Raw genomic sequence first — 24,182 nt, forward strand, 5'->3', positions numbered from 1 at the left:
AGGGGAACGTTTTTATACGCTAGCTATTGCGCCTTTTTCATATACATGTATGCCGGAATCGTCGCCCATTTCGGCGTATTGTGCCGAACTTTGGCGACAACGACGGTCATATCGTCTTCAATCTCGCCGCCGCATTGGCGGATCACTTCTTCCATGATCAAATCGGCGACTTCCTGCGGGTCGTTCGTCTTTAATTCTTGAATTTTCCGCTTCATCCAAACATCATGGTTTTCGACGTTCATCGGCCCTTCAAACACACCATCGCTCATCATAATGAGCAAGTCGCCCGATTTCAGCTGCTCGGTGACAACGTCAAATTCCACTTCTTTAATGATGCCCATCGGCAAGTTGCTCGCTTCCACTTTCATCACCTTGTCACCGCGCTTAATAAAGCTTGGCGTCGATCCGATTTTCAAAAACTTCGTCGCCGCGTTTTGCAAGTCGATGATGGCCAAATCCAGCGTCGCATACATGTCTTCTGTCGTCCGCAATGCCAAAATCGAATTGATCGATTTGATGGCAATCGACTCGTCCATTCCCGTCTGCAAAATCTTTTGCAACAGGCGCAGCGTCTCGCGGCTTTCGTCATGCGCCCGCTCCCCATTGCCCATGCCATCGCTGATGGCAACGGCGTACTTGCCGGTAGCAAGTTCAATCGTTGCATAACTGTCGCCAGAAATGAACCCCCCTCCTTTGGCGGCAAACGCGACGCCCGTTTCGACGACGAACGCTTTCGTCGAGCCGAAGGCGACGCGGCAGTAGCCGTTCGGGTAGGCGGCGCACTCTTCGCGCTTGACGACGATCGTCTCTCCTAAAATATCTGACAGCATCGGCGCAATCAGTTTTTCGCACTCACCCCGCCCTTCGCAGTAAGGAATGCTCATTTCAATATCGATATTTCCTTTTTCCAAACTGTAAATGTCGACATGGCCCACTTCGATGCCAAACTCTTGCAGCGCATGGTAAATTTGTTCTTCCTGCAAATAATGGTTTTCCTGTTCTTTCTGCATTTCTTTGGCGAAATCGTCCATCACTTGCGAAACGCCCAACAGCTGTTCAGCGACAAGCTTCCGGCTTTCGTGGATTTGCCGTTTGAGCTTGCGGTTTGCTTGATAAGCAACCATCTCTTTTTCAATCGCGTCGACGACTTTGCCGGCCTTGACGCAATACCGCTCCCACTCGCGCAGCAACTGATGGTTTTGCGACAATGTTTTTTCGTCCGCCTCGCCCATCATTTGCTTCATGTACGCATAGGTTGTACGAAAGTTGTCCGCCCAGCATTGCGTCTTCTTAAAGCACGTTTGGCACGTTTTTTCCGTGATGTCGCTCAAAAAATAGTCGACTTCACGGTCGCTGTATTCATTAGCATCCGGAAGCGGTTCGGGCGAAAAGCTTTCCGCCAGCGCCTGAAAGACGTTGGAAAACTGCGAGACGCGTTGCACTGTCATATCGCGGATTTTCCGGACGTATTGTTGTTGCTCATGGATATATTCTGCCGTGCCGGGAATGTATTTGGCGATTTTCTCCGTCAGTGAACGGGATGTACCAAAAAACAGCATAATTGCGATGCCGGATTCAAGCAACGTCGGCACAAGCTCACTCTTCCCTTCGCCGTATAAACCAAGCAACAGCGTCGCGACGAGGAGGCCGAACGCCACCCCAAGTTTTTTCCCTTCCCTCAGCAACCCGCCAAGCAGCCCGGCGAAAGCAAGCAAACTCATTTCCGACAAGTTGCCGACATTTGCCAAGCTCAGTACAAGCCCGGTGACAACGCCGACGGTGGAGCCGGTCGCCGCCCCGGCGACAAACGCGAACAACAAAACGAGGTAGCGCGACATCACATGCTCAAGCGACAAACCGTACACAGCCCAACCGATCATCCCGGTCAACATCGAGGCGAGCAAAATGATCAACGAAATGATCTCTTCCGCTCGCAACGCATGTTTATGCTTCTGCACTGTCAACAACGGGATGCTTTGCATAAAAATCAAGGTCAATACAAGCGACAGCCCGGCTTCGACGACCGCCATGGCGGCGCCGTAGACCGATCGCTCTCCGAGCCAATAATAGGAGATCAGCCATTTGGCGGAAAGAGACAGCACAAACACAACAAACGGAACGATTTTCAGTGACTCACTGATCACCCTCCGCACCCATCCGTAAATAAAGAGAAAGCCAAAAATGGAAACGCCGACAAACAGCGCCACATCAAGCGACAGCGTCAAAGCACCGGCCAACAGCGAGATCAACGCAAAAGCGGCCTTGTCGCGGCGCAGCATATAGACCGAAACGAAAAATGGCAAAGCGAACGGGGTCAGCTTCGATAAAATCAATGCTCGTCCAAGCAAAAAGCCGACAAGAAGAAGCAAAAAGCCTTGATGGATGAACAGATGACCGAGGCGCAGCTTCACATGGCGCATCCAGCGCGACACCGTTGCTTGCGTGTCATGAATCGGCACTTCCGAAATGCTGCGGCGCACCGTCCCTCTTTCTACTCTTTCCATTCCCGATCCTCTCCTTTACCTTTCTATTACCCCCTATTATATCGCTTGAATTGTCAGAAATTTGTCAAAACCACAGAGAAAAATAAAAAATCGTTCGACGTTTTCCACGGCAAAACGCGGTCAACAGGCTTGTTCCGACAGAAAGAGACAAAAAAGAAAAACGAGCATGTCGCTTGATGGCGCATGCTCGTTTGCGATGACCCGTACGGGATTCGAACCCGTGTTACCGCCGTGAAAGGGCGGTGTCTTAACCACTTGACCAACGGGCCATTTTGGATTGTTGGTGGCGGTGGAGGGGATCGAACCCCCGACCTCACGGGTATGAACCGTACGCTCTAGCCAGCTGAGCTACACCGCCGTGTGACAACAGTTTATATCATAACGGAGGAGATGACGATTGTCAATACATATAGGCGGAAAATGCAGAGGGGAAATATATCCTCTTATTCCATACAGAAACAAAAAAGCATCCATAGCGACGGATGCTTGTTTCCGAGTAACTATTCACCCCAGTGCTAGTGTATAAAAAAGCCCAGCACAAATAGGGCATTTCGGTCATAGAAAATGCCCTAGGTAGCGGAAAGAACTCGATCGATCGTTTCGCCTGCCAACAGAAGACATAACGAATCCCACACGTTTTTTTCGTGTTTCGTCAGTGTGGAAACGATGCTTCTTGCGATGCAAAACGACTGCGCGAATGTTTCTTCGCGAAACGTACCCGAAATGTTCTCTTTGACTTTGACCATGCGAAGATCGCGTTCGGCTTGGTTGTTATCAAAGGGAACATGTACTTCACGTAAGAAACGCAGCGCTTCTTCCTTTCGTTTTTGAAGGCGTCGAACAAAAGCGAGTGCTTTTTTCGGAAGAGGCGTCATCGTTTCTAATCGGTGTTGTGCTCTTTCTAGGATGCGATCATACACTCGTTCCCACCGTCTCGCTTCTTCTTCGGAAAGTGCACCGTGATGGGCTTCGACGGCTTGCTTGGCGGCTAACAGAAACGTGGTCATGCGCATCGCCCACGTATGCCCCTGTTCGATGAATCCTTTTAACTCACGCAAATGGTGGGCATGACAAAGGGCATGGGTGGCATGTGTGTATTTCGGATACGTACCGAACGCATCGTGCATCATCGTCCCTTCATATCGGGGAAGAATCCCGATATCATCGGTCGCTTTTTTTCCACGAGAAGCGTGAGGAGCCAAGTATGTATATCTCGATGTACACGCGACATGCACCCATGCGAGTTTCCCATTGATGCGCAAACTCGTTTCATCGACATGCAGGATGTTGGATTCAAGTAAGGCGTCTTCGATGATGTCCATATTTGATTCCAACGATTCGCGTCCTCGTTTCACCATATTGGCAAGAGTTCCCGTACTAATCGAGTGTTGATATAACGCTTCGATTGTATCACTTAAACGCTTGTACGGGATCAATTGGATATGATGTAAATAAACAACGAGCGCCGTGAGCCGTGGACCGTATTGCACATGATTCGTGACATGGGATGGGAATTCGGCTTGTTGCACGCATCGACAATGTGGACACGATTTCACTTCACGTTCATGTTGTGTCACCTCGATCGCCACAGGAGGGACATCAAACACTTGACGGATATCGACTTTGAACGGTTTGACTTCACGCAAAGAAGCTCCACATCCTTGACACGTATGCACACGGTGGACGACACGATGATGTGGACGTTCCACTTGACGGAGCGTCGTTCCTTGATGTCCTTCTTGTCCGCCTGGCTTGTTGCCAGATGGTTGACGAGAAGAACGTGTGTTGGCAAAACGGTCAGAAGATGGGGGCAAATGGCTATTAGAGCTGTTTTTTTCGTGCGTGCTTCCAGCTCTTGAACGCGATACTTGAGTTGTTCATTTTCTTTGCGTAGCTGTTTGTTTTCTTTCAACAGTTGCTCAATGACTTGTTGTTGGTGAGTAATGAGCTGCTTTTGTTGTTGGACTTTGCTGATTAAGCTTTCAACTGTAAATACAGCTTGTTGTACCGTCAACATGCGATTCACCTCCTTGTCTATCAATATTCACATCATGGACAGGAAAAGCAAAAAATATTCAGCTCACTTTATGATGTGGCTGAATAGTTACGTTTCCGAATTTGTCATCCTTCAAACAATCTTTCAGCAGCAAGTTACCCTCGTCTCGCTCCACGACCTCCCCGCTTCGACTCCGTATGACGGCGCAACGATGCCAATCGGTCTTCACTCTCTTTTAAGAATCGGCTGATTTTTTGTTCTAAGCTGTCCGCCGCGGAGCGGTCGTTTGTCCGATGGCGCGGCCGCTGCGAAGAAGGCGTGTCTTTTGCTTTGCGAATGGACAGGCCAATTTTTCCATCTTGACCGACGTTGATGACTTTGACATACACCATATCGCCGACTTTCAGATGATCGTTGATGTCTTTGACATAGTTATCGGCTACCTCGCTAATGTGAACGAGTCCTGTGACCCCCTCCGGCAGCTCCACAAACGCCCCAAATTTCGTAATGCCCGTGACCTTGCCTTGTAACTTGCTGCCTACTTCAATCGACATAAAAAAAGTGCTCCTCCTTAAAACGCTTTAAAGATGGTGTTTTTTTTATTATAGCGAATGAAAAAAATGCGTGTCAATATGACGAATGCCCATGAGTCAGTCAAGACTTTGTGGAGAACATTTTTTCGGTTCACTACGGGCGTTGTCAATCACTAGTTAGCGAACCATTTTCAGGAATTAATATCGTAAGCGCTTTCGGACTCTCATCCCTCATCTTGAGGCGATGATACGATATTCCATTTTTTTACACCCAACCACCATCCCGGAGCGCCGACAACGCTTGATGGATCGGTGTCCCGGATGACCGCTGCAGACACGGTAGATTCTGACGCACCACATCTGCCCATAACCGTCCGGCCTTCCGTTTGGCCTGTTCGATCCGCTTGGACTTTGTTGAGGCCGAGGCCGCCGTTCGGGTCTCTTCTTCCTCCACCAACTGCCCATTTCTCCGCCAAATCCCGTCGATTCGGGCCGCCATCGCCCTCAGAAACGCCCGAAGCCCTTGGTCTTTCCAGCTGCGGCGGGATTTCACCCGATGCGCAAACCGGCTCATCACGCTCTCGGCGTGGCCCATCGGACGCATGCCGGTCGTCTCCACCCCTTGCTCCGACAGCCACTCCCGATAGTCCCGGATGCATCCCGGCATCGACTCGATCCGGCGGATCATGGCAGCCATCTGCTTCTCTTTCGCTTCGTCCTCCAACGTGCCGACCGCGCTGTTCAGCTCCACGAGAAGCCCCTCTTCGTCTTGTTTCGCCAGCTTCTTCCGCACCTCCCGCCAACGCGGATGGCCGGACAGACACTGACGCAGCTCCCGCGCCACATGAAATCGATCCAGCTGAAAGCACGCCCGCTTCCCAAAATACTCCCGGCAGGCCGTGATCCACGACGCCGCGTCGCCGTTGATGATCAACAGGTCCCGGCACGGATCATAGGCATATTCGTTCATCAGCCACTCTTCGAACCGTTCCCACACGTCTCCCTCCCCTTCATGGAGGTAGTGGCGCCGGTTCACGAGCTCGAGCTGCGAACCGTTTCGTTTCCATCCCTCGTGAACCGCCAGGATTTTCTCTTCTTTCGCCCGTTTCCCTTTCCCCTGGCGGGAAATAAACAGTCCATCCGCCTCCACAAACAGCACCCGGCCGTGCCGTTGGGAAACAGGGCGGTGCAGCGAGACAGGGGCCTCCAGCACCAGTTGGCGAATCGCCTCGTGGCTCATGACCGCATACCCCACGATCGACTCCAACGTACGGGCCGCTTTGCGGTAGGAAGAGCACTCTACGGCCAACTCGACCGCCGTTTCCTCGAGGCAAGGACTGATCGATCGGGCCCCATCAAAGCCTAATTCGGCATCCAGCAAGAAGGTATAGTTCCCCGTTTGCCGGTCATAGTAGTAGTTCCGTCGAAACGTCACTTCTCCAAACAGCGTTTGGATCGTAGTCGGCCGTTTGTCTTTCAGCTGATACCGGCGCTTGTCCCGCGCTTCCGCCAGTTGTTGATCAATCTCCTCCAAAAGGGCCGCCAACAAGACAGCGAACACCTTTTGAAGAGTTCTGACTAATTGTTCCTCCAGCTCTTTTAATAAAGGCCATTCTGTGGTAAGATGTTTCATGGACTCTCTCCCTCCTGTTTTCGGTTGATGTTGACAATCACCATCATAGCAGGGAGAGAGTCCTTTTTGCATGACATTTGCTTTTTTCTACCGCGCTTCGCTTGGTGGCCCCGACGAGCGTCGCGAACAAAAGTTCGCAACCCTCGTCGGGGATCATTTCGGAATGTCACCCACAAATATTTTACTCACACAATGCCCATAGAAAACGGGCATTCGCAGGCAAAATTATTTTTCCGGCAAGACGAAAATAATTTCTCCATCTTTCGATAAGTAATATTTTTTCCGCGCCAGCTCGGCGATATAGTCATCATCATGCAACTTTTTCATTTCCTCTTTCAGTTGCTTTTCCTTCCGTTTAAGCTCCGCAAGCTGCTCTTTCAGCTTTTGCTGTTCCGCCGTTTTTGCATCGATCGCCTTCGCTTGCGAGTGCAAGGTGTAGACAAGAGCGGAGGCGAACATCGCAAACAACAACGACCAGACAACCAAACGGACAGCGACAGCCCGCCGTCTTCTCGCCGCCTTCTGCTTTTTCTCCTCATGCTCAGCTATGTACGTCGACGACAGCTTCGTCACATTCGTTCTCCGGGGCACGTTCATCGCGTTTACACCTCTTTTACTCGCGCCATTTCGCAAACCACATGCTTATTTTCTCTTTTGTATTCTTGATTTGTCCAGCAAATCCTTTTAAACGTCGAAAAAATTTTTCCACCCCGGCTCGTCTTTGCGGCGGCACCCGCCGCCAAATCATGATGCCCGTCCAACGCAGCGGAGCAAGCAAAAGGCGGATCATCTTCCAAACAGCCAGCAGCACAAACCGAACGATCCACAACAAAAGCCGCCAAGCGAACAATAGAAGTGCCAGCGCCATTTGCCCAAGGAGGATGAGCGGGCGCATGACCATGAGGCGGAACAGCTGAACGAGCGTCTGTCCGAGTCTTACCGCAAGCCCAATGAACCACTCGAGCACCCGAACATAAAAGGAGCGGAGCAAGCTTTGATAAGCGGCATATCCGCATAAAAGCGCGAGAAACAAATAAAAGCGAAGCTCGCCTTCATTGACGAAAAGAAGCACATAAAACACGATGAGCGCCTGCACCGCCCAAAACAGCACGTCATTCACAAAGACGAGCCAGTGCGCCCGCTCATGCCGTTTCAACATCCGACTGTACGTATCCCACGCCAGGCCAAGCCAGCCGCCCATGCCAATCATCGCCAGCATGGTGTACAGCTGTATGCTGACATTCATTTGAACAACTTGCTAAAGAATCCTTTAGCCTTCTCCTGATGGTCATCTAAATAAACGAGGTCGAAAATGCGCCCTTTAATCGAAACAACGCCTTTGTCGACATCTAAGTTTTTCATCTGCAAGTTTTGCCCGCGGATGGCCAAAAAGCCCATGACCGTCTCAAGCAAAAACTCCTCGTTGTCAAAGCTCTCGACTTGTTTCACCCCGGTGATGTCAAGAAGGCGCCGGCCGCGCATGATCACATCATGTTCCTGGACCGGACCTTTGTTCGTGCTTCCGCCAAATTCATCGTGTCGACTCATGTTCATCCCCCGCATTTCCATTTAGTATAGAAAGCCGGCAAGGCCAACCGCCTTTTCTCATCCGTTGTTTGTACCATATGTATGTCAGCGGGGGATGGTTTAGAACAAGCCTGCAGGACAAATTAGACGTCGTCTTGTTCCGGCGCCGGGGTGGTCCGTTCTTCGCGGATCAATTCGTACAGCCCGGTTGCCTCCTCTTTTTTCGTTGTTTCTTTTAGATCCGTCACTTTTACCGTTACCCGCTTTTGCCCAAATTGAATCGTCAATTCATCGCCGACTTTCACATCAGAGCTCGCTTTGGCGACATGGCCGTTGATCCACACTCTCCCTTGATCGGCGATTTCCTTCGCCAACGTGCGGCGTTTGATGAGGCGGGACACTTTTAAAAATTTATCAAGGCGCATTGCATGATCCCCCTTACCGTTCGTTTTCTTTGGCTTCTTCCCAAAAACGATCGAGTTCGGCAAGCGAAAACGAGGTGATCGATCGGCCGCTTTTTCGCACTTGTTCCTCGATATAAGCGAAACGGCGGGCAAATTTGTCGTTGGCCATTTGCAACGCTTCTTCTGGTTGAATCCCGTAATAACGGGCAAGGTTGATGAGCGCGAACAATAGATCGCCAAACTCGCCGACAAGCCGATCGCGACGGCCGCCGGACGTTTCGGCTCGAAACTCGGCCATTTCTTCTTCGACTTTTTGCCATATCGGCGCGGCATCATCCCAGTCAAACCCGACTTTCGCCGCTCGTTTCTGCAGCTCGTACGCCCGCATCGTCCCCGGCAGACTTTTCGGAATGTCGGCAAGAATCGATTCCGAAAGCCCGCCCCCTTTTTCTTTCTCCTTGATCTTCTCCCAGTTGGCAACGACTTGTTCGGCCGTCTCGGCCGTGACATCGCCAAACACATGCGGGTGGCGTCGGATCATTTTCGCCGTCAGCGTGCGGATGACGTCGTCGATCGAAAACAACCCTCGGTCGGCGCCGATTTGCGCATGGAGCATCACTTGCAGCAATACGTCGCCGAGCTCCTCGACCATATGATCATCGTCACCCTCGTCAATCGCCTCGAGCAGCTCATACGCCTCCTCAAGCAAATAGCGCTTCAGCGACGCATGCGTCTGCTTCCGATCCCATGGACAGCCGTTCGGCCCTCTCAGCGTGGCGATGACGCGGCGCAGCGTCTCAAACCGGTGGTAAAGCAACGGCTCGTCCTTCACCGGCGGCACGTAGACGCTTGTCAAGTTGTCAAGCTCCGTCTCGCGGTCCAACTCATAAAGCGGCACGCGCTTTACTTGCTCGTCCTTCGTGCCTGCCGCGGTGACAATGTAGATCGGGTAATCGTCGGGAAGCTGCTCCATCAAAGAAAGCTTCACGTTCGAGGCCACAAACGAATCGTACACTTGACAAAAAACAGCATGCAGTGAAGGCGACCATTCTTCTCCTCGAAAAGTCGTCGCATCAAGCAATTGAAACCCTTCAATTGGATCGATGCGCACCGCCGTAAACAGCGCATCCAAAAAGCTTTGACCACCTTCGATCACGATTCGGCAGACGCCGCGCCGCTCAGCTTCGAAAAGAAGCTGCACCGTCCGCTCGGCAACAAGCGGATGGCCGGGAACAGCGTAAAACACATCGCCGCGCTTCGCCTGTTCCGTCAATTGATCGACGATGTCAGCGTACACATCAGCAAACTGCTCGTGTTTTTCATACACTTCATCAAATGACGTAAACGCAATCCCTTCCTCCGTAAGCCATTTGACCACCGGGTGTTCTTTCGTCCGCAAAAAGAGCGGATGCGCCCGCTTTAGCTTTCGGTACACACCGATCGGCAGCTGTTTTACATCTCCGGCGCCGAGGCCGAACACATAAATCGTATTCATCGCCGATCACCTGCCTCCTAATCGTAGACGGAATTTATTAGCCAATGGGAAAGCTGCCAACTCCTGTTCAGAAAAAACATGTCCTTTCACAATACACGCAAGGTAAACGACAGCACCGATGGCAACGCCGCCAAGCGCCTCGGCAGCCGCCCATAGCCGCCCCTCGCTCGAGCTGTCCATCAGCCACCTATACCCATGCAAGACGACGGCCATCATAGCGGCCGCTTTCACGGTTGGGTACATGTATTTCCGGCCCGCCGTCCGATATTCACGCGGCAAAAAGGCGCATAAAAAGCCTGCCATGAGCGCATAAGCACCCGTCGTCGCCGCGGCGGCGCCAAGCGCTCCAAACCGCGGAGCAAGCCAATGCATAAGCGCGGCCTTCCCCGCCACTGCCAACGCCACGCCGGCAGCGGCCGTCCATTCCCTCCCCATTCCTTGCAATAATGCAGAGGCGGTCAACGCGATCGTAGTAAAAAAGACAGAGGAGGACAAGACGGCGAGAACCGACGAACCGTAGTCATTCTCGAACAACATCGCATTGATCGGTCGAATGAGGCAAATGAGCCCTAACGAAGCACCAAGCCCAATGACAACGGCAAGCCGGATGGACAGCGCTCCATAGGCGAAAACGGCACCTTGGCGGCGCGCTCCGGAAAGAAGTGGAACAAGCGCCAATGAAAACGACGTGCCGACGACCGTGCCGAGCTGAATGAGCGGCTGACCGCGGTCGTACACTCCTTTTAGCCGCTGCACCTCATCGAGCCTTGCCCCCGCTTCCTGTAGAAGCGGAACGAATAAAAATGAATCGACGAGTGGAATCAGCGTCAACGCCATATTCGTCAAGCAAATGACCGTCCCCGCCGTCAATAAACGCCGGCCCACCTGTCGATCCCAAGCTGGCGGCGTGCGGCCCGACGTTTTTAGGCGCCGACGCCGGGACAGGAAGAAAAGCAAAATGAAAAGCGCCGCCGCCATGCCTATTAGCGTCCCTGCGACCGCTGCCATGCCGCAAGCATAGACGTCGGCGCCGCGCTGCACCGCTCCATACGACAGCCCTAAAATCGCCGCCACCCGCACGAATTGCTCGCCAACTTGGGACGCCGCCGTCGGCGTCATATCATGCCGCCCTTGGAAATAGCCACGCAACAACGCGATGGGCGGAAACAGCAAAAACGAAAATGAAAGCAAGCGCACGAGCGGCGTAAGCCGTCCATCGCCCATCGCCGAGGCAATCACCCCCGCCCCTAGATACAGCGAAGCAAACAGGATGACGCCAAGGACGCTTAACACCAACAAGGCGACGCGCACACTAGCGGCAGCGCCCGCTTCATCCTGTCCCGCCAACCGCTCGGCGACAAGCTTCGAGACGGCAACCGGGTAGCCGGTCAGCGAGAGTGCGACGACGATGCCATAAATCGGGTATACTTGTTGGTAAATATAAAAACCAATGTCCCCGACCATATTTTGATACGGAACACGGTACAAAGCGCTTAATAGTTTTGCGGCCAAAGCGGCGGCCGTTAAGATCGCCGCCCCTTTCCATACGTTTCCCATCCAGTTTCTCCCCTCGCATAGACAACCCACTCAAACCTAGACGCCGGAGGGCAATAGAAGCCGCCAAGCGCCATGATGGCTACGCTCGATATTATAGCGCAACTTCCGCCTGTTGGACAAAGGTGATGGTCAACTCGCACGGCTTCATGCGCTGTTCCGCAAGCCAGGCGGACGAAAAAAGCAGGATGTGGAAGCGATTCCGGGATTCAAGGCATCTCGCCCCCATTTGCCGGGCGGAAAAAAAGGCAGCCTGTGAAGCTGCCTTGTTGTTTCGCCTATTGTTCCATTTGTCGAGCCAAAAAGCTGGCGGCTGTTTCTACTGCTTTATGCTCCACTTCACCAAGCGTTTTCTCCCGCGATAAAATGATGACGGCTCCGATCGGATCGCCGTTGGCGACAATCGGGCCGATCGTATACGATTTCAACGTTTCCGTCATCCCGTCAACGAGCTCGACTTCCCCTTCCTCCGTATGGAGGATGGAATTGCGGTCTTCCATGGCTTTTTCCACCAACGGGCTGACGCTTTTGTTCATATACTCTTTTTTCGAAACGCCGGCGACAGCGATGTATACATCGCGGTCGCAAATGAGCACAGGCTGGCCGAGGCTGTCAAACAGCGCTTCGGCGTACTCTTTGGCAAAGTCGCCTAATTCACTGATCGGCGAATATTTTTTCAAAATGACTTCTCCATCGCGGTCAACAAATATTTCGAGCGGATCTCCTTCGCGAATGCGCAACGTTCTGCGAATTTCCTTCGGAATGACAACTCTCCCTAAATCATCAATGCGACGAACAATACCGGTTGCTTTCATGCCTTGTATACCCTCACTTTCATCTAGGATTTGAAGGATACTCCGATGAACCCTTGCAATGGGGAATTCACCATTGTTGTCATTAGTATCCTTCACAATCCACGTTCTATACGTGATGAAAGTGATTTTGGCCATTTTAGATAAAATTGCCCATCCTTCATTATCGCCACATGCAGGAAACGATAAACATCATAAAACTTTTTCTTGATTATGCCGTCACCGACTTCTCTTTTTCCACCCCAGACAGCCGCCGCAGCGTCTCTTCTAAAATCATCAGCCACTCGTGCGGCTTCATTTCCTTGATATAGAGCACAATTTTCAACTTCGCTCCGTCCATGCCAAACCCGAATAAGCGGCCATGCCGGCGTCCAATGTCAGATAGACGCTGGATTTCCACCGTTTTCGATGCCGGTTCAGTAAACAAGATGTCAATTTGCTGCTTATGTTGCTTCATCGATTCGACGCCAAGCTGCTTGGCCAACACCTTCAACTCCGCAATTTGGAACAAATACGCAACTTCATCTGGATAATCGCCGAAGCGGTCGACCATTTCCTCACGCAGCTCCTCAATGTCTTCGAGCGTCTCCACTGCCTTAAATCGCTTGTACATCTCGATCTTTTGCAATTCGTCTGCAATGTATGTGCTCGGAATATAGGCGTCGACTTCGACATCGATGACGACATCCGGCTGCTCGTCTTCTCGCTTGATGCCGCGCCGTTTCTCGATCGCTTCTTTCAACATTTGCGAATACAAATCGAATCCGACCGAGTCGATAAAGCCATGCTGTTCGGCGCCGAGAATGTTGCCCGCGCCGCGGATCGACAAATCGCGCATGGCAATTTTAAAACCAGAGCCGAGCTCGGTAAACTCTTTAATGGCTTGCAGCCGCTTTTCTGCCGCTTCATTGAGCACTTTATCTTTCCGATAGGTGAAATACGCATAAGCGACGCGGTTGGAGCGGCCGACGCGCCCGCGCAGCTGGTACAGCTGCGACAATCCCATCCGGTCGGCGTCATAGACGATGAGCGTGTTGACATTCGGAATATCGATGCCCGTTTCAATGATCGTCGTCGTCACCAGCACATCGTATTGCCCTTCCAAAAACGCCAAAATGGTCGATTCGAGCTCCGTTTCCGACATGCGGCCATGCACGTAAGTGACGCGCGCTTCCGGGACAAGCTGTGCGATTTCTTCCGCTTTCAAATCGATGTCTTCAATATGGTTGTAAAGGAAAAACACCTGCCCGTCGCGGGCGAGCTCACGTTCAATCGCCTCTTTGACGAGTTCGGGCGTATATTCCATGACATACGTTTGCACCGGGAATCGGTTTTCAGGCGGCGTCTCGATGATCGACAAATCGCGCACGCCGATCATCGACATATGCAACGTACGCGGAATCGGCGTCGCCGTTAAGGTGAGCACGTCGATGTTCGCCTTCAGCTGCTTGATTTTTTCTTTATGCGCCACGCCAAACCGTTGCTCCTCGTCGATAATGAGCAAGCCTAAATCTTTAAACTTCACGTCTTTCGACAGCAGCCGATGCGTGCCGATGACCATATCGATCGTGCCGTCCTTCAACCCTTTGATTGTCTCGGCTTGCTGTTTTTTCGTGCGAAATCGGTTTAACAGACCAACCTTGATCGGAAACCCTTGAAACCGTTCGCGCACCGTTTCGTAATGCTGTTGGGCTAGGATCGTCGTCGGCACAAGAAAGGCCACTTGTTTGCCGTCCATAATGGCTTTAAACGCCGCCCGCAACGCCACTTCCGTCTTCCCGTAGCCGACATCGCCGCAAAGGAGGCGGTCCATCGGTTTGTCGCTCTCCATATCACGCTTAATTTCCTCAATCGACCGAAGCTGATCTTCCGTCTCTTGATACGGAAACGCCGCTTCAAATTCGCGCTGCATCTCGGTGTCCGGCGAAAACGCATATCCTTTGCTTGCCTCACGCTCGGCGTACAGCTTGATTAAATCTTCAGCAATATCCTGGACGGATGATTCCACTTTCCTTTTGACCTTTTTCCATTCCGAACCGCCGAGTTTGTAAATTTTTGGCTCTTTTCCTTCCGAGCCGACGTATTTTTGCACTTGATCGATTTGGTCGACCGGAACATACAGCGTATCGCCGCCTTGGTACTGGATATGAATATAGTCTTTATGCACCCCGTTGATTTCTAACGTCTCGATGCCTAAATATTTCCCGATGCCATGGTTGACATGGACGACGTAGTCGCCGACTTGCAATTCGGCGTAGCTTTTGATCCGCTCGGCGTTGGACAGCTTTTGCCGGCGCACCGGGCGTTTGACCCGTTTTTTGAACAGCTCTTCTTCTGTGATGACGGCAATTTTTTGCAACGGCAATTCAAACCCGGTATTTAAATCTCCTTCAAGGAGCTGGCATTTGCCATGCAGCAAAGCCGCATCGCGCGCGAGCGGCAGCGCGTCAATCTCATAATCTTGAAGCAATGATTGCAGCTTTTTCACCCGCTCTGCATTTGGCGCCAAAAACACGACCGCATAGTTTGCCTTTGTCCATCGCTCGACTTCGGATTGAAGAAGCGCCATTTGCCCATGGAAGTTTTGCATCTGTTTGCACGTAATATTGACGACGTTTTGTGGGTGGGCATACGGAACATGGCGCAAAAACAACGATAAGTATACCCGCTGGAATCGATGTTTTTGCAATAATTCAGAAAACGAATGCGAAAGCGGCACGCCATGAATCATTTTCCCGCCGTCAAGCAAACTCGTATACCATTCCGCCTCTTCGCGGTCCAACCGTTCCGCCGCCTCTTGCAGCCGGCTCATTTCATCCATGAGCAGCACGCCGTCTTCTGGCAGGTAATCTAGCAAACTCGCAACCTTTTCATAAAAAAGGGACATATATTTATATTGTTGCTCGATTTCCTGCCCCTCGCGCAATTGCTCAAGCTCAGCGTGAATATGTTCATACATCCGCTGTTTGGCGGCCTCATCTTTCATCGTCTCCAAACTCGACGCAAGTCCCGCTTCAATCCGCTCGATTCCTCGGCGCCGCGTCTCACCATCGAGAATGATTTCATCGGCCGGCCCGATCATGATGCGCTCGATTTGCCCTTGCGAACGTTGGTCGTCAGGAGTGAACGTCCGAATCGATTCGATTTCCGTATCAAACAGCTCGATGCGGTACGGAAGCTCAGCGGTCAATGGATAAATGTCGATGATGCCGCCGCGGACGCTGAACTCTCCGGGGGCGGAAACGGTGCCGACCCGTTTGTACCCCATTTGCACAAACTTCTGTTTACAACGTTCTACATCGAACTCTTGTCCAACGGAGAAGGTGAACAAATACTGCTTCCAAAGCGACGGCGGCGGCAACAAACGCCGCAAGCCGGCGACCGGGCAGACGACGACTCCTTTTCCGCCTTGCACCCAATGGTTCATAATCTCTAAGCGCTGTGCCTTCAGCTCCGGGCTGGCGACCGCCATCTCAGCGGCGATCACTTCGTTCACTGAATAAAGGAACACGTCTTCCGGCCCGAGCAACGAAACGAGATCGTCATACATTTTTTGCGCCTGAAACAAATTGTGAGACACGACTAACAGCGGCCGGCCTGTCTCCTTGTAAAGCGTGGAAATAAAAACAGACCGGGCCGATCCGGACAGCCCGGCGACAAGCTGTTCCTTCAAACGGACATGGAGCCCTTCAATGATCGTACGGACATCTTGGTTTTCAGCTAAATAGCGATGCAACGAAAGCACCCCTATTCTCCCTCCTCTCAACGCCAGTTTCTTTCCGTCTCACTATTCTTTCGCAAACGCAAAAACGCTTTGGTCGCCCAAAGCCGCCCTTAATGGATGAATTTTTCGTATTGATGCCATTCCGGGTTTCGCGCCAACGCCTCTTGACAGTCTTCGCAAATCGTTTTCACATGAATGTCACCGTTCGGTTCATACGAAATCATCTCGAGCCGTTCCTCTTCCGTTAAGTGGTGGAATCCCAGTTTCTCGCTGTATATCGGCATTTGCTCAATCGTTCCGACTTTTGCACCGCAATGGCGGCAATAGTAATGTAGCGCCATTCAAGCCAACCTCCTCACTGGGCACCTGCTGTTCCGTCCACAAGGCAGGAAAAGCCGACGCTTCGGCCGCCTCCCGTACTCACATTGTGCACCAGTTCAGAGGAAAATATTCACTCGTTAAAATCATTCATCACTTGAATAAATGGCGCCTTCACCGCCTGTTCACACGCATCGGCCGCCCGCAGCACCGCTTTGTCCACCGCCGGTTTCTCCTCTTCTGTAAATCGGCCTAGCACGTAGTCCGTGACCGGCTGACCGCCGGCCGGCCGGCCGATGCCGATGCGGATGCGCTTAAACTGCTCGGTGCCAAGGTGGTGAATGAGCGATTTGACGCCGTTATGGCCGCCGGAACTCCCTTTTAAGCGAAGGCGGATTTTCCCTGGCGGGAGATCGAGGTCATCGTAAATGACGATGACATCATCGATGGCAATGTCGTAGTAATCCATAAGTGGGCGAACACATTCTCCTGATAAATTCATATATGTCAACGGCTTGCATAATGCTACTTTTTCGCCAGAAACGGACGCCGTTCCAAACAAGCCGCGAAATTTAGCGGTTTTTAACGATACATTCCAGCGCTTCGCCAGTTCGTCGATGACGAAAAAGCCGACATTGTGCCTTGTTTGCTCATACTCCTTGCCCGGATTGCCGAGCCCGACAAACAGCTTCAATCCTCGCGCTCCTCTCTTTGCATGATACTACAAAAGACGTAACCGAAACGGTTACGTCTGTCACTCTTCTGGCGTCGTTTCTCTTCCTTCCGCAGCGTCAGGCTGTCCTACCTCTTGCTGTTCGCCGCTATCGATTTCTTCCTCTTGTTGCGGCGGCAAGATCGTGGCGATCACCTCGGAAGGTTCATGATTGATTTCAAATTTGCCGTCCGTTTTCACATCGCCCACGGTGACGGTATCGCCCACTTGCAGGCCGGAAATGTCCACTTCAATCACTGGCGGGATGTTCGCCGGCAAGACGCGGATCGACAGCTCATGCAAGTTTTGCTGCAGCACACCGCCGTCTTTCACGCCAGGCGCTTCACCCACCAAGCGGACTTCCACATCAATATCGACCTCCGTTGACATGTCAACCGCTTGAAAATCAGCGTGAAGAAGATGACCGCGCAACGGGTCGCGCTGCAGTTCGCGCAACAACACGGAATGTTCCTCACCGCCGACTTTCAGCGTCAGCAAGCTTGTGCGCCCGCCCTCACGAAGCGCTTTCTCCAGCTCTGCAGTGCTGACGAAAATCATTTTGTTTTCGACTTTTTTGCCGTACAAAATCGCTGGAATGCCGCCTTGTGAACGAATGCGGTGCAATGTTGAACGTTTTTTGTCTGCGCGTTCCTTCGCTTCCAACACAATCGCCATGTTTCCTCACCTTCCTGAATTAGAATCTATTGTCTACTTTATCCTAAAACAAGAAGGGCTAAACATGTTTTCCTGCGTTAGTCGAACAGGACGCTGACAGACTTCATTTCATACACGCGGCTAATGGCCTCGGCAATGAGCGGCGCCACCGACAGCTCTACAATTTTATCAATTTTTTTCTCTTCTGGCAAGGCAATTGAATTGGTGACGACAAGCTCCTTGATTCTGGAATTTTGGATGCGCTCAATCGCCGGACCGGACAGCACCGGATGGGTGCAACATGCATACACTTCTTTCGCCCCATTCTCGGCGAGGGCGTTGGCTGCAAGGGTAATCGTGCCGGCCGTATCGATAATGTCATCAATCAAAATAGCCGTTTTCCCCGCCACTTGCCCGACAATGTTCATCACTTCCGCCACGTTCGGCTTCGGCCGGCGCTTATCAATAATGGCGATCGGTGCTTTCAAACGGTCAGCGAGCTTGCGCGCCCTTGTGACACCGCCATGGTCCGGAGAGACGACGACAATATCCTCCAATTGTTTGCTTTTGAAATAATCCGCCAAAATGGGCACACCCATCAAATGATCGATTGGAATATCGAAAAATCCTTGAATTTGAGGGGCATGCAAATCAAGCGTGATGACGCGCGACGCCCCGGCCGTCTCGAGCAAGTTGGCGACCAGCTTCGCTGTAATCGGTTCGCGCGAACGCGCTTTCCGGTCTTGACGGGCATAGCCGTAATACGGCATCACGATATTGATCGTGCGGGCCGAGGCGCGCTTTAACGCGTCGATCATGATAAGCAGCTCCATCAAATGCTCATTGACCGGCACGCTCGTCGATTGAATGACGAACACATCGTCGCCGCGGATGCTTTCTTCAATGTTGATTTGAATTTCCCCGTCGCTGAAACGGGAAACGGAACATTTGCCGAGCTCGATTCCCATGACTTCTGCAATTTCCTTCGCCAACTTCATGTTCGAGTTCAGAGCGAACAATTTTAATTGATGCTGACAGTCAGACATGATAGACCTCCGCTAAGATTTTTTCTTGCCTGGCAGGCGATCAACATAATGTTCTTTATTGACTTGCCGGGCGCGGGCAATGGCAAGTGCGCGGCCGGGAACGTCGTCTGTAATCGTCGATCCCGCGGCGACGTAAGCGCCTTGACCGACCGTAACAGGGGCGATCAAATTGACGTTGCAACCGATAAACGCCCCGTCTTCGATTTTGGTCATATGCTTATTCACGCCGTCGTAGTTGACCGTAATCGACCCGCAGCCAAGATTGACATCGGCGCCGACTTCAGCATCGCCGATATAACTCAAGTGCGACGCCTTGCTTCCTTTGCCAAACGTCGATTTTTTCACCTCGACGAAATTGCCGATCCGCACCTCATCGTCGATTTTTGACAGCGGACGAATATGGGCGAACGGGCCGATCGTCACATCCGAACCAATCTCGCTGTCATGGGCGACCGAATGGCGAATCGATGTGCGATGGCCGATATAGCAATTTTTAATTTCCGAATTGGGCCCAATGACGCAATCCTCACCGATCACTGTCTCGCCTTCAATCACCGTGCCGGGGTAAATGACTGTGTCACGCCCGATCACCGCCTCGGCGGAAATATAAGTGGAAGCCGGATCGATGATCGTGACTCCGTTTTTCATATGTTGACGGCAAATGCGAGCACGCATGATCCGCTCCGCTTCAGCGAGAGCGATGCGGTCGTTTACACCGATCGTTTCTTCAAACGACGGCGCCTGATAGGCGGATACAACGCCGCCGTCCGCTTTGATAATTTCAATCACATCCGTTAAATAATATTCGCCTTGAGCGTTTTGATTCGTCACCTTTGTAAGCGCTTGAAACAGTGTCTCATTGTCAAAACAGTACGTTCCTGTGTTAATCTCGCGGATGTTCCGCTCTTGCTCGCTCGCATCTTTATGTTCGACAATTTTCTCGACATGGCCAGCCTCGTTGCGGACAATGCGGCCATATCCGGACGGATCATCAGCGATGGCCGTCAACACGGTCGCCTTCGCCTTGGCGGCCATATGATGCTCGATGAGCATCTCCATCGTCTCAGCGGTGATGAGCGGCGTATCCCCACAGACGACAATCGTCACTCCTTCAAGACCGCGCAAATGCGGAGCCGCCTGCATGACTGCATGCGCCGTCCCGAGTTGCTCCTCCTGCAGGGCATATTCACACTGGGAGCCGAGCTGTTCTTTCACTTGTTCCGCTCCAAATCCCACTACCGCAATCGCTTTTTCCACCCCAAGCTTTGACACTTGGTCGATGACGTGCTGAACCATTGGCTTGCCGCAAATGGGATGAAGCACTTTATACCGCTTCGATTTCATCCTCGTCCCTTGTCCGGCCGCCAAAATGACCGCATATCGTTTCATGTGAAAGGCCTCCAATTACCCTTTTATCCATAATTGAATATATATGAATCAGTGGCACTTTTCAAGGAAACAATACGGCTTTCAAAAAAATAGAGAGCTTGGTGAATTTCACCTAAGCTCCCTTTCATATGTTTACGAAGCGCCAGCTTCTTCAAGTTCTTCTTCCAACTTCCCGAGGCGGTGATATTCAGCGAGGATCGCCTCCTGGATTTTCCCGCGCGTGGCGGAATTGATCGGATGAGCGATATCACGGAACTCCCCATCTGGTGTGCGCTTGCTCGGCATCGCGACAAACAGCCCATTGTTTCCGTCGATGACGCGGATGTCATGGACGACGAACTCGTTGTCCAACGTAATGGAGGCGATCGCTTTCATCCGTCCTTCGGTATTGACGCGGCGTAATCTTACGTCTGTCACTTCCATTTTGCTCACCACCTTTTCCCCTATATGAGACTCGATGTAATGAATTCCACGTGTTCGAGTCATTTCCTTCTTTTTTCGAAAAATTTTTTATAAATTTTTATGTAGGGAAAAAGTGGGGCTAATCATTACGGAACGAGGGCAACGACTTCAATTTCGACAAGGACATCTTTCGGCAGCCGGGCTACTTCCACGCATGAGCGCGCCGGCTTATGGTTCGGGAAGTATTGGCTGTACACTTCATTCATGGCCGCGAAATCATCCATATTTTTCAGAAATACGGTCGTTTTCACCACTGTATCGAGCGAAGCGCCGGCCGCTTCCAATACGGCCTTCAAGTTTTGGAACACTTGATGCGTCTGCGCTTGAATGTCGCCTTTCACCAATTCCCCTTCTGGAGTGAGCGGGATTTGCCCCGAGCTGTAAAACATGTTGTTGACGATGATCCCTTGCGAATATGGGCCGATCGCTTGCGGCGCCTTCGTTGTCTCTACTTTTCTCATGAGCCAGTCTCCTTTCTTGATTTTTATGTCAAGCAGCGAGTGCTATAAAAACGCTTTGTAATTGCCTTCTTTGACAGCGATCCGCTTTTCTTTTACGTCGACCTCGGACAGTTTGACGAGTGAAATGTATTCGTCGACCAACCGTTCTTTCGCCTCCTCCGACTCGACGAGCACGCCAATGCCGGAGACATTGCCGTTAAACTCCTGCAGCAAACTGATCATGCCGTTGATTGTACCCCCCGCCTTCATAAAATCGTCGACGATGAGCACATTGGCTCCTTCCGCTAAGCTGCGCTTCGATAGGACCATCGTTTGGATGCGTTTGGACGAGCCGGATACGTAATTGATGCTCACCATCGGTCCTTCTGTCACTTTATTGTCATGGCGGACGATGACAACGGGCACATACAAAAAGTTGGCGATGGCATACGCGAACGGAATCCCATTGGTGGCGATCGTCATGACGACATCCACCGGACGGTCGGCAAACATCGACGCATAAAGGCGGCCGATTTTGTTCATAATACGGGGATCGCCAAGAATGTCGGTCATATACAAATATCCGCCGGGAAGAAGCCGATCCGGACGCGACAGTTGTTCACACAAATACGCAACCACTTCTTCCGCTTCCTCAGCAGCCATTTTTGGAATGTATTGCACGCCGCCGGCAGCGCCGGGCAGCGTCCGAACGGTTCCGATTCCTTGCTGCTCGAACGTCTGCTTAATGATGGCCAAATCTTCGCTGATCGACGATTTGGCCGATTCGTACCGCTCGGCAAAAAATGTAAGCGGAATGAGCTGATGTGGCCGTTCAAGAAGATAATGCGTCATATCAACTAAACGGCCGCTTCGCCTTAGCTTCATAGCCGACCTCCTGAAACCGAATATTATAAATATATTTTAACAAAAATGTACGTGTTTAATCAAGAGAATGTCGTTCTCCTAACATTCTCACCGCAAACACTTGGTCACAAAAGCCGCGCAACCCATTGTATACCCGCTGCATTCTCGAATCGTGCTCGATCAGTCCAAACACGGTCGGCCCGCTGCCGCTCATCAGCACCGCATCAGCGCCAAACCGCTTCATTTGTTCTTTAATATGCGCGACTTCCGGATATTTTTTCAACGTCACTTCCTCAAGAACATTGCCGACCAACCGGCAGATCGCCGCATAATCTTGCCGCTCGATCGCTCTCACCATCGCATCGACGTCTGGATGGCTGACACGCTCAAGTTCCAAGTTTCGGTACACTTCCGCCGTCGATACACCGATCGGGGGCTTGGCCAGCACAACCCAGCACGGCGGCGGTGAAGGGATCGGAGTGATGATTTCCCCGCGCCCCGTCGCCAAGGCGGTTCCGCCGTAGACGCAAAAAGCGACATCTGATCCGATTTTCGCCCCGAGCTCTGCCAGTTCATCGAGCGTCAATCCGAGTTGCCAAAGCTTGTTCAACCCGCGCAGCGTCGCCGCCGCATCGCTGCTTCCTCCCGCCAATCCGGCGGCCACCGGAATATGCTTCGTAATCGAAATGGCCACCCCTTGGCGGATCGAAAACGTCTCTTTAAGAAGCTTCGCCGCCTGATACGCCAAGTTGCGGCAATCATCGGGCACAAAGCGGTTTTGCGAAACGATGCGGATCGCATCTTCCTCCGGCAACGCGACAAGCTCAATGCGATCGGCCAAATCGATCGTCGTCATCACCATTTTCACTTCATGGTAACCATCCGGGCGCTTATAAAGAACGTCGAGTGACAAATTGATTTTCGCCGGCGCTTTTATCGACAACCTCACTCATCCTCACCTACTTCCACGCGCAATCATGAATAAGCGGATCGGCATCCATCGGCTGCTTTCCGTCTCCGCCGTCTTTGCCCCGTCTCATCCGCCTTTCTTTCGTCAACCCATTTTATCATATTACCATGTTCTGGCGACGACGCCAAACAATATATGTATGCAAAAAAAGGGCGCCCCGTTCGCGGGACACCCTCGCCGCAACACGCCCCGCTGCCGGCGCTATTCCGTTGTTCCGGCCAGCTGCCGCTCCGCCCGTTCAATCGCCAATCTGACCATGTTTCCTGCGTCTTTCGCGCGGATGGCGCCCCACCCCTCACGTTGCACGACATCGTAAAAGCCCAACTCTTTCGCCAGCTCTTCTTTCAAGCGTTGCGACATAATCCCGCGGCGTCGACCCAATGTCAGCAACCCCTTTCCATGTTCATTGGCGCTATGGCATGAAACGTTTGGCAACCCGCCGGCGCATCAACAAGCCGGCTTTGCATTTGGCCGGGCAAAAGGCGGCTGCGGCAGTTTTAGTATGAAATAAAGGGGGCGGTTTTATCATATATAAGTTGCAATTTTGTTTTACATGGCATTGTTCGCTCTTCTTGTCACCGTGCCAGCTTGTTAGGTGATAAAGTAAAGACGGGACATGGAGGTCGGAAATTCTTTATTACAACCTATATAGTTCCGAAAGAAAACTCCCGCTTCAAGCAAAGCGAAGTGGGAGTCGTTCACGTCACCTATTTATGACAAAACAAAAAACAAAAAGCAAAAAAGCAGCAAACAAATCTGTCTACTGCCCCCCTGCTTGCTCATCATCCCAAAACGTCAACTTTACCGTCTCTGTCAATACGTCGGCGTAGCTGAACGATACGCGTTCAAACGAATTCTCTTTTTGATCCAGCTCAATGACAAATACGGATGGATATGTTTCCGCCAAAATACCACAACGCTCAATCATTTTTCTGCGTCCGCCGTTGGCCCGCAGCGTCAACCGTTTCCCGATATTGGAATCCAGCGTTTTTTTAATATCGGATAAAGTCTTTGGCATTCATCATCCACCTCACTATTTGTAATTATAACAAAGATGATGTCTAAAGTCAAAAAATAAAAATTATATCAGGGCATTTTTATTTCTGTCAATGTATATTTTTCTACAATATCCTTCTTTTTATGTG

The 24,182-nt window shown here is 51.7% G+C and carries 22 protein-coding genes, 2 tRNA genes and 1 pseudogene; all 25 read right to left on the minus strand.

Going from position 1 to position 24,182, the window contains the following annotated elements; translation table 11 throughout:
• Positions 1 to 23: 23 nt before the first annotated feature.
• The 25 genes and pseudogenes from spoIIE to veg all read right to left on the minus strand — a co-directional run bounded on the left by spoIIE (position 24) and on the right by veg (position 24,055).
• Entirely contained in the window at positions 24 to 2,504 is a 2,481-nt protein-coding gene (gene spoIIE, locus CWI35_RS10205; RefSeq protein ID WP_119877710.1) for a stage II sporulation protein E, read from the minus strand.
• Positions 2,505 to 2,701: 197 nt separating this feature from the next.
• Positions 2,702 to 2,773: transfer RNA gene (locus CWI35_RS10210), tRNA-Glu, on the minus strand.
• Positions 2,774 to 2,785: 12 nt separating this feature from the next.
• Positions 2,786 to 2,862 (minus strand) — tRNA-Met (locus CWI35_RS10215).
• A 211-nt stretch (positions 2,863 to 3,073) separates the two neighbouring features.
• A pseudogene (gene tnpC / locus CWI35_RS10220) lies at positions 3,074 to 4,521 on the minus strand (IS66 family transposase).
• Between the two features lie 134 nt (positions 4,522 to 4,655).
• On the minus strand, positions 4,656 to 5,054 hold the full coding sequence (locus tag CWI35_RS10225; protein ID WP_011229571.1) for a S1 domain-containing RNA-binding protein: 399 nt from the start codon (positions 5,052 to 5,054) through the stop codon (positions 4,656 to 4,658).
• A 244-nt stretch (positions 5,055 to 5,298) separates the two neighbouring features.
• Complete coding sequence (locus tag CWI35_RS10230) at positions 5,299 to 6,666, minus strand: ISLre2-like element ISGsp3 family transposase (protein WP_015374689.1); 1,368 nt, start codon at positions 6,664 to 6,666, stop codon at positions 5,299 to 5,301.
• A gap of 225 nt (positions 6,667 to 6,891) precedes the next feature.
• Positions 6,892 to 7,263: an FtsB family cell division protein gene (locus CWI35_RS10235; RefSeq protein WP_012820454.1), complete on the minus strand. Its 372-nt coding sequence runs from the start codon at positions 7,261 to 7,263 to the stop codon at positions 6,892 to 6,894.
• Positions 7,264 to 7,279: 16 nt separating this feature from the next.
• Positions 7,280 to 7,912 (minus strand): spore cortex biosynthesis protein YabQ, encoded by a 633-nt coding sequence (gene yabQ, locus CWI35_RS10240; RefSeq protein WP_012820453.1) that lies wholly within the window; start codon positions 7,910 to 7,912, stop codon positions 7,280 to 7,282.
• A complete protein-coding gene (gene yabP / locus CWI35_RS10245) occupies positions 7,909 to 8,214 on the minus strand; it encodes a sporulation protein YabP (protein WP_012820452.1) in 306 nt (101 codons plus the stop codon). The genes yabQ and yabP overlap by 4 nt, the downstream gene beginning before the upstream one ends.
• Before the next feature lie 122 nt (positions 8,215 to 8,336).
• A complete protein-coding gene (locus CWI35_RS10250) occupies positions 8,337 to 8,618 on the minus strand; it encodes an RNA-binding S4 domain-containing protein (RefSeq protein ID WP_012820451.1) in 282 nt (93 codons plus the stop codon).
• A gap of 13 nt (positions 8,619 to 8,631) precedes the next feature.
• The gene (gene mazG, locus CWI35_RS10255) at positions 8,632 to 10,092 is read right to left on the minus strand and encodes a bifunctional methyltransferase/pyrophosphohydrolase YabN (protein WP_011229566.1); all 1,461 of its coding nucleotides are present in this window, start codon (positions 10,090 to 10,092) and stop codon (positions 8,632 to 8,634) included.
• Between the two features lie 6 nt (positions 10,093 to 10,098).
• Positions 10,099 to 11,649 carry a putative polysaccharide biosynthesis protein gene (locus tag CWI35_RS10260; RefSeq protein WP_015373705.1) on the minus strand — a complete coding sequence of 517 codons (1,551 nt, stop codon included), beginning with the start codon at positions 11,647 to 11,649 and terminating at the stop codon, positions 10,099 to 10,101.
• A 275-nt stretch (positions 11,650 to 11,924) separates the two neighbouring features.
• Positions 11,925 to 12,461, minus strand: coding sequence for a stage V sporulation protein T (spoVT, locus tag CWI35_RS10265; RefSeq protein WP_011229564.1), 537 nt, complete (start codon positions 12,459 to 12,461; stop codon positions 11,925 to 11,927).
• A gap of 208 nt (positions 12,462 to 12,669) precedes the next feature.
• Entirely contained in the window at positions 12,670 to 16,203 is a 3,534-nt protein-coding gene (gene mfd / locus CWI35_RS10270; RefSeq protein WP_060788331.1) for a transcription-repair coupling factor, read from the minus strand.
• Positions 16,204 to 16,292: 89 nt separating this feature from the next.
• Entirely contained in the window at positions 16,293 to 16,523 is a 231-nt protein-coding gene (locus CWI35_RS10275; protein WP_011229562.1) for an anti-sigma-F factor Fin, read from the minus strand.
• Between the two features lie 110 nt (positions 16,524 to 16,633).
• A complete protein-coding gene (gene pth, locus CWI35_RS10280; RefSeq protein ID WP_011229561.1) occupies positions 16,634 to 17,194 on the minus strand; it encodes an aminoacyl-tRNA hydrolase in 561 nt (186 codons plus the stop codon).
• A gap of 60 nt (positions 17,195 to 17,254) precedes the next feature.
• The gene (locus tag CWI35_RS10285; RefSeq protein WP_020754006.1) at positions 17,255 to 17,887 is read right to left on the minus strand and encodes a 50S ribosomal protein L25/general stress protein Ctc; all 633 of its coding nucleotides are present in this window, start codon (positions 17,885 to 17,887) and stop codon (positions 17,255 to 17,257) included.
• A gap of 77 nt (positions 17,888 to 17,964) precedes the next feature.
• Positions 17,965 to 18,912, minus strand: coding sequence for a ribose-phosphate diphosphokinase (locus CWI35_RS10290; protein WP_011229559.1), 948 nt, complete (start codon positions 18,910 to 18,912; stop codon positions 17,965 to 17,967).
• Between the two features lie 12 nt (positions 18,913 to 18,924).
• Positions 18,925 to 20,301 carry a bifunctional UDP-N-acetylglucosamine diphosphorylase/glucosamine-1-phosphate N-acetyltransferase GlmU gene (gene glmU / locus CWI35_RS10295; protein ID WP_011229558.1) on the minus strand — a complete coding sequence of 459 codons (1,377 nt, stop codon included), beginning with the start codon at positions 20,299 to 20,301 and terminating at the stop codon, positions 18,925 to 18,927.
• Between the two features lie 132 nt (positions 20,302 to 20,433).
• Positions 20,434 to 20,724 carry a septation regulator SpoVG gene (gene spoVG / locus CWI35_RS10300; RefSeq protein ID WP_003247437.1) on the minus strand — a complete coding sequence of 97 codons (291 nt, stop codon included), beginning with the start codon at positions 20,722 to 20,724 and terminating at the stop codon, positions 20,434 to 20,436.
• Between the two features lie 125 nt (positions 20,725 to 20,849).
• Entirely contained in the window at positions 20,850 to 21,224 is a 375-nt protein-coding gene (locus CWI35_RS10305) for a RidA family protein (protein ID WP_011229557.1), read from the minus strand.
• A 42-nt stretch (positions 21,225 to 21,266) separates the two neighbouring features.
• Positions 21,267 to 22,088: a pur operon repressor gene (gene purR / locus CWI35_RS10310; RefSeq protein WP_014194574.1), complete on the minus strand. Its 822-nt coding sequence runs from the start codon at positions 22,086 to 22,088 to the stop codon at positions 21,267 to 21,269.
• A 55-nt stretch (positions 22,089 to 22,143) separates the two neighbouring features.
• Entirely contained in the window at positions 22,144 to 23,016 is an 873-nt protein-coding gene (gene ispE, locus CWI35_RS10315) for a 4-(cytidine 5'-diphospho)-2-C-methyl-D-erythritol kinase (protein ID WP_119877711.1), read from the minus strand.
• A gap of 222 nt (positions 23,017 to 23,238) precedes the next feature.
• Positions 23,239 to 23,418, minus strand: coding sequence for a small, acid-soluble spore protein, alpha/beta type (locus CWI35_RS10325; RefSeq protein ID WP_013143961.1), 180 nt, complete (start codon positions 23,416 to 23,418; stop codon positions 23,239 to 23,241).
• Positions 23,419 to 23,797: 379 nt separating this feature from the next.
• Positions 23,798 to 24,055, minus strand: coding sequence for a biofilm formation stimulator Veg (gene veg / locus CWI35_RS10330; protein ID WP_011229553.1), 258 nt, complete (start codon positions 24,053 to 24,055; stop codon positions 23,798 to 23,800).
• Positions 24,056 to 24,182: the final 127 nt, after the last annotated feature.

The organism is [Bacillus] caldolyticus, from assembly GCF_003595605.1.
Lineage (GTDB): Bacteria > Bacillota > Bacilli > Bacillales > Anoxybacillaceae > Geobacillus > Geobacillus thermoleovorans.